At 44.2% G+C, this 6654-nt stretch carries 5 protein-coding genes; 4 read left to right on the forward strand and 1 reads right to left on the reverse strand.

Translation table 11 applies throughout. From position 1 onward, the window contains the following. The 4 genes from clpX to yihA all read left to right on the forward strand — a co-directional run. The coding region (clpX, locus tag RAC86_RS33340) for an ATP-dependent protease ATP-binding subunit ClpX (RefSeq protein WP_377886537.1) at positions 1-1117 on the forward strand (1117 nt) is incomplete at its 5' end. Between the two features lie 153 nt (positions 1118-1270). Beyond that, positions 1271-2929, forward strand: coding sequence for an ATP-dependent protease LonB (gene lonB / locus RAC86_RS33345; RefSeq protein WP_072566639.1), 1659 nt, complete (start codon positions 1271-1273; stop codon positions 2927-2929). 180 nt (positions 2930-3109) lie between these two features. Beyond that, positions 3110-5434 (forward strand): endopeptidase La, encoded by a 2325-nt coding sequence (gene lon, locus RAC86_RS33350; protein WP_014114674.1) that lies wholly within the window; start codon positions 3110-3112, stop codon positions 5432-5434. Next, a complete protein-coding gene (yihA, locus tag RAC86_RS33355) occupies positions 5431-6018 on the forward strand; it encodes a ribosome biogenesis GTP-binding protein YihA/YsxC (RefSeq protein ID WP_014114673.1) in 588 nt (195 codons plus the stop codon). The genes lon and yihA overlap by 4 nt, the downstream gene beginning before the upstream one ends. 23 nt (positions 6019-6041) lie before the next feature. Here yihA and RAC86_RS33360 read toward each other — a convergent pair whose 3' ends face one another. Then, positions 6042-6539: a hypothetical protein gene (locus RAC86_RS33360; protein ID WP_014114672.1), complete on the reverse strand. Its 498-nt coding sequence runs from the start codon at positions 6537-6539 to the stop codon at positions 6042-6044. Positions 6540-6654 lie beyond the last annotated feature (115 nt).

The raw sequence follows: 6654 nt of genomic DNA on the forward strand, positions 1-6654 counted from the left end.
GCTCGGAACAGAAGAAGAAGTAGAATTTAAAGACGTACCGAAGCCTCAGGAAATCCGCGAAATTCTGAATGAATATGTCATCGGCCAGGATCAGGCGAAGAAATCACTCGCTGTTGCTGTGTATAACCACTATAAGCGCATTAATTCCAACAGCAAGGTTGATGATGTTGAGCTTTCGAAAAGTAACATTTCATTAATCGGCCCTACAGGAAGCGGTAAAACCCTTCTGGCTCAAACATTGGCTCGCATTTTAAATGTGCCGTTTGCGATTGCGGACGCTACGTCTTTGACTGAAGCTGGATACGTGGGTGAAGATGTAGAGAATATTCTCTTGAAGCTCATTCAAGCTGCTGATTATGATGTGGAAAAAGCAGAAAAAGGCATTATCTATATCGATGAAATCGATAAAGTGGCAAGAAAATCAGAAAACCCGTCTATTACACGTGACGTGTCAGGTGAAGGTGTACAGCAGGCATTGCTTAAAATTCTTGAGGGTACAGTGGCAAGCGTGCCGCCTCAAGGAGGACGTAAGCATCCTCATCAAGAATTCATTCAAATTGACACAACAAATATTTTGTTCATTTGCGGCGGTGCTTTCGATGGTATCGAACAAATCATCAAACGCCGTTTAGGCCAAAAAGTGATTGGATTCGGCGGGGACAATAAAGCTGCTGATCTTGAGAAAGAAGATCTTCTCTCAAAAGTGCTTCCTGAAGACTTGCTCCGCTTCGGGTTAATTCCTGAATTTATCGGACGTCTTCCTGTTATTGCAAGTCTTGAAAAGCTCGACGAAGAAGCATTGGTTGCGATCTTAACAAAACCGAAAAACGCTCTTGTTAAGCAATTCAAGAAAATGCTTGAGCTTGACAATGTAGAGCTTGAGTTTGAAGAAGAAGCGCTTTCTGAAATTGCTAAAAAAGCAATTGAACGCAAGACTGGAGCACGTGGACTCCGTTCTATCATTGAAGGTATCATGCTTGATGTGATGTTTGAGCTGCCTTCTCGTGATGACATTGAAAAATGTGTGATTACTGGGGCAACTGTGACACATGGAGAGCCGCCTCGCCTCTTATTAAAAGACGGCACTGAGGTAAGCCAAGATAAAACATCTGCATAAAGATAAGCACGAACCTCCTGAATGGTGACATTCAGGAGGTTTTTTTGTCATGCAATCTCTTCCGGAAAAACGTTTATTCCCGCCTTCTGTGGGAGATACTAGCAATCAGAGGAATGAATTGGATACATAAATTGTTTTTCAGGAGGGACCATCATGAGTTGGACAGGGATCGCGTTATTTATTCAGCTGTTTTTTGGGATCATCATTGGTTTGTATTTTTGGAATTTGCTTAAAAATCAAAGGACACAAAAGGTCACGATAGATAAGGAATCAAAGAAGGAAATGGAGCAGCTTCGGAAAATGCGCGCTATCAGCTTGTCCGAGCCATTATCTGAAAAGGTCCGCCCCAAAAGCTTTCAAGATATCGTCGGACAGGAAGATGGCATTAAAGCTTTAAAGGCGGCTTTATGCGGGCCGAATCCTCAGCATGTCATTGTCTATGGACCTCCGGGCGTCGGAAAAACAGCTGCTGCACGGCTTGTATTAGAAGAAGCGAAAAAACATAAACAATCGCCGTTTAAAGAGCAGGCTGTTTTTGTGGAACTCGATGCGACAACAGCACGTTTTGATGAAAGAGGAATTGCCGATCCGCTCATCGGCTCTGTCCATGACCCCATATACCAAGGGGCCGGAGCAATGGGACAGGCGGGGATTCCGCAGCCGAAGCAGGGAGCTGTTACCCATGCCCACGGCGGTGTGCTGTTTATTGATGAAATAGGGGAGCTGCATCCTATTCAAATGAATAAAATGCTGAAGGTCCTTGAGGACAGAAAAGTCTTTTTAGACAGTGCGTATTACAGCGAGGAAAACACACAAATCCCGAATCATATTCACGATATTTTTCAAAATGGGCTGCCGGCAGATTTTCGCCTGATTGGCGCGACGACAAGAATGCCGAACGAAATTCCGCCAGCTATCCGATCCCGCTGTTTAGAGGTGTTTTTCCGCGAGCTTGAAAAGGATGAGCTGAAAACAGTTGCCAAAACAGCAGCGGATAAAATTGAAAAAAACATTTCTGACGAGAGTCTGGACCTGCTGACCAGCTATACGCGGAACGGGCGCGAAGCCGTTAACATGATTCAAATCGCCGCAGGGATGGCCGTGACGGAGAATCGGAAAGACATTACGATTGAAGATATTGAATGGGTTATCCATTCCAGCCAGCTTACTCCGAAGCACGAGCAGAAAATTGGCGCCGAACCGCAAGTCGGCATTGTAAATGGGCTTGCAGTATATGGACCTAACAGCGGATCGCTTCTGGAAATCGAAGTGAGCGTAACCGCGGCTCAGGATAAAGGATCAATTAATATCACAGGAATAGCTGAAGAAGAAAGCATCGGCAGCCAATCAAAATCAATCCGGCGAAAAAGCATGGCGAAGGGTTCGGTTGAAAACGTGTTAACCGTGCTCCGGACAATGGGGATGAACCCGTCTGATTATGATATTCACATCAATTTCCCAGGAGGGATTCCGATTGACGGACCGTCGGCAGGCATCGCGATGGCAGCGGGAATTTTCTCGGCGATTCACAAAATCCCAATTGACAATACCGTTGCCATGACGGGCGAAATCAGCCTGAATGGTCTTGTGAAGCCCATTGGAGGCGTCATTCCGAAAATAAAAGCTGCCAAGCAGTCCGGTGCGAAAAAAGTGATTATCCCACATGAAAATCAGCAGTCGATCTTAAAGCAAATTGACGGAATCACAATTATTGCAGTGAAGACGTTCCAGGAAGTACTTGATGAAATTTTAGTGAATCCGCCAACAGAACAAAAACCGTTTAATATTGAAATCAATAAAGAATCCGTTTAAACCCTATTTTTATAATAGGGTTTTTTTCATGAAGGACATCTTTTCCTTTTTCATATCAGAAAGAAAGGGTATACTACGAGGAGACTGTTTTATAGAAAATGGAACCATGCCGTTTATTGTACAAGGATGAAAAAGTTGTATTATAATGGTTCATACTAAAGTCACGGAGGTGTCAGTCACATGGCAGAAGAATTAAAACGCAGCATCCCGCTCCTCCCTTTAAGAGGTTTATTGGTGTACCCGACGATGGTTTTGCATTTAGATGTAGGACGTGACAAGTCGGTTCAGGCCCTTGAACAGGCAATGATGCATGACCATATGATATTTTTAGCCACTCAGCAGGATATTTCGATAGACGAACCAGGTGAAGATGAGATTTTTACTGTCGGCACCTATACAAAAATTAAGCAAATGCTGAAGCTTCCGAACGGTACGATTCGTGTGTTGGTTGAGGGCCTCAAGCGTGCCCAAATCGTCAAATACAATGAGCATGAGGATTACACGTCGGTCGACATTCAGCTGATTCATGAAGATGATTCAAAAGATACAGAAGACGAAGCATTGATGCGGACTTTGTTAGACCACTTTGATCAGTACATAAAAATTTCCAAAAAAATCTCGGCTGAAACTTACGCCGCGGTTACTGATATCGAAGAGCCAGGGAGAATGGCAGACATCGTTGCTTCTCACCTGCCCCTTAAGCTAAAGGATAAGCAGGATATTTTAGAAACGGCTGACGTCAAAGACAGACTGAACAAGGTCATTGATTTTATCAATAATGAAAAAGAAGTGCTGGAGATCGAGAAAAAAATCGGCCAGCGCGTCAAACGTTCGATGGAGCGTACGCAGAAGGAATACTACTTGCGTGAACAAATGAAGGCGATTCAAAAAGAGCTTGGCGATAAAGAAGGTAAAACAGGCGAAGTTCAGACGCTGACGGAAAAAATTGAAGAAGCAGGCATGCCTGACCATGTGAAGGAAACCGCACTTAAGGAATTGAACAGATACGAAAAAATTCCGTCAAGTTCTGCGGAAAGCTCTGTGATACGCAACTATATTGACTGGCTGATCGCTCTTCCGTGGACGGATGAGACAGATGATAAGCTTGATTTGAAAGAGGCAGGACGTCTCTTAGATGAAGAGCATCACGGACTTGAGAAAGTGAAAGAACGTATCTTAGAATATTTGGCTGTCCAGCAGCTGACAAAATCCCTGAAAGGCCCGATTCTCTGCTTGGCAGGACCTCCAGGTGTCGGAAAAACGTCTTTAGCCAAATCAATTGCAAAAAGTATGGGACGGGAATTCGTCAGAATCTCACTCGGCGGAGTGCGTGACGAATCAGAGATCCGCGGACACAGACGGACCTATGTTGGAGCAATGCCTGGACGCATTATTCAAGGGATGAAAAAAGCCGGCAAGCTAAATCCTGTCTTTTTATTAGATGAAATTGACAAAATGTCATCTGATTTCAGAGGCGACCCGTCATCTGCTATGCTTGAAGTGCTTGATCCAGAGCAAAACAGCACCTTCAGTGATCACTATATTGAAGAAACCTTTGATTTATCAAAAGTGCTGTTTATTGCAACGGCAAACAATTTGGCCACGATCCCGGGTCCGCTAAGAGACAGAATGGAGATTATTAATATTGCGGGCTACACAGAAGTAGAAAAACTCGAAATCGTGAAAGACCACCTGCTTCCAAAGCAGATCAAGGAACACGGGCTGAAGAAAAGCAACCTGCAGCTGCGTGACCAGGCGATTCTTGATATTATCCGCTACTATACGAGAGAAGCGGGTGTGAGAAGCCTTGAACGCCAGCTTGCCACGATTTGCCGTAAGGCTGCAAAAGCCATTGTTGCTGAAGAGCGAAAACGGATTACGGTCACTGAGAAGAATCTTCAGGACTTTATCGGAAAACGCATTTTCAGGTACGGACAAGCTGAAACAGAAGATCAGGTTGGTGTAGTTACAGGGCTTGCCTATACAACCGTCGGCGGAGATACGCTGTCGATTGAAGTATCTCTATCTCCAGGGAAAGGGAAATTGATCCTGACAGGAAAGCTTGGAGATGTCATGAGAGAGTCAGCTCAGGCTGCATTCAGCTATGTGCGTTCAAAAACAGAAGAACTTGGCATTGAACCTGACTTTCATGAGAAGTATGATATTCATATACATGTACCTGAGGGTGCGGTGCCTAAAGATGGTCCGTCAGCCGGTATTACGATGGCGACAGCGCTTGTTTCTGCTTTAACGGGACGTGCCGTTTCGCGTGAAGTCGGCATGACTGGGGAAATTACGCTTCGCGGGCGCGTGCTGCCGATCGGCGGATTGAAGGAAAAAGCGCTTGGCGCACATAGAGCGGGATTAACGACCATTATTGCGCCTAAAGAGAATGAAAAAGATATAGAGGATATTCCTGAAAGCGTCAGAGAGGGGCTCACATTTATATTGGCGTCCCACTTAGACGAAGTTTTGGAACATGCCTTAGTAGGAGAGAAGAAATGAAAGTCACAAAGTCAGAAATCGTGATCAGTGCAGTTAAGCCGGAACAGTACCCTGAGGGCGGGCTTCCGGAAATTGCACTGGCCGGAAGATCGAACGTGGGAAAATCGTCTTTTATCAATTCATTAATCAATCGCAAAAATCTTGCGAGAACATCATCTAAACCGGGAAAAACACAAACGCTCAATTTCTACATTATCAATGATGAGCTGCATTTTGTGGATGTACCGGGTTACGGTTTTGCCAAAGTGTCAAAATCCGAGCGTGAAGCTTGGGGCAGAATGATTGAAACCTACATCACGACACGCGAGGAATTGAAAGCAGTAGTGCAGATCGTTGATTTGCGGCATGCGCCGTCTAATGATGATGTGCAGATGTATGAATTCTTAAAGTATTACGGCATTCCTGTTATTATTATCGCTACAAAGGCAGATAAGATCCCGAAAGGAAAATGGGACAAACACGCGAAGGTTGTCCGACAGACACTAAATATTGATCCGGAAGACGAGCTGATTCTCTTCTCCTCAGAAACGAAAAAGGGGAAAGACGAAGCTTGGGGAGCGATCAAAAAAATGATAAACCGGTAGAGAAAACTCTCTGCCGGTTTTATTTATCGTATAGATTTTTTCCGTTTTATCAATAATAACAATAAACTGATTCCAATAAAGACAAACGGCCAATACTCTTTCAGAAGCGCTGTCGGAATATGAGCAGATTCTAGCCATGCCATAATTTGTTTGAAAAAGTACAAAAACAGGGAAAAACAAATCATTGATACAGCTTCATATACATATTCTTTTTTCTGAACGGTTGACACCAAGAGCGAGAAGCCGATGATAAATACGAGCATTTCAAAATCATCCGGCCACCATGGCCATTTCGGCTTGGCGAAAAAGTGCAAGCCGATCCCGAAAAGAAGCAAACCGATAAAGAAGTGTGGTGTAACGGCTTCTTTTTTTCCTTGATATACAAAGGCTGCGCCTAACAGCATGAGGAGAACAGGCCATTGACCCTGCCCTGAAAACAGTTCGGCTTGGCCGCTTTCAAGCCATGCATATACAGAAGCGGCAAGCAGCAGACAAGGGAATAAAATTGATTTTTGTTTCATGCATATCACCTTCTTGTTTTTTAGAGCTGATGTGTAGTAAATTTCTGCTGTTTTTGGTATTGTCAATAGGAATGCTTCTTTTCCGTGAAGCTTTTTCTAATATAGCATAAGAATT

The sequence above is a fragment of the Bacillus sp. LR_5 genome (assembly GCF_042709275.1).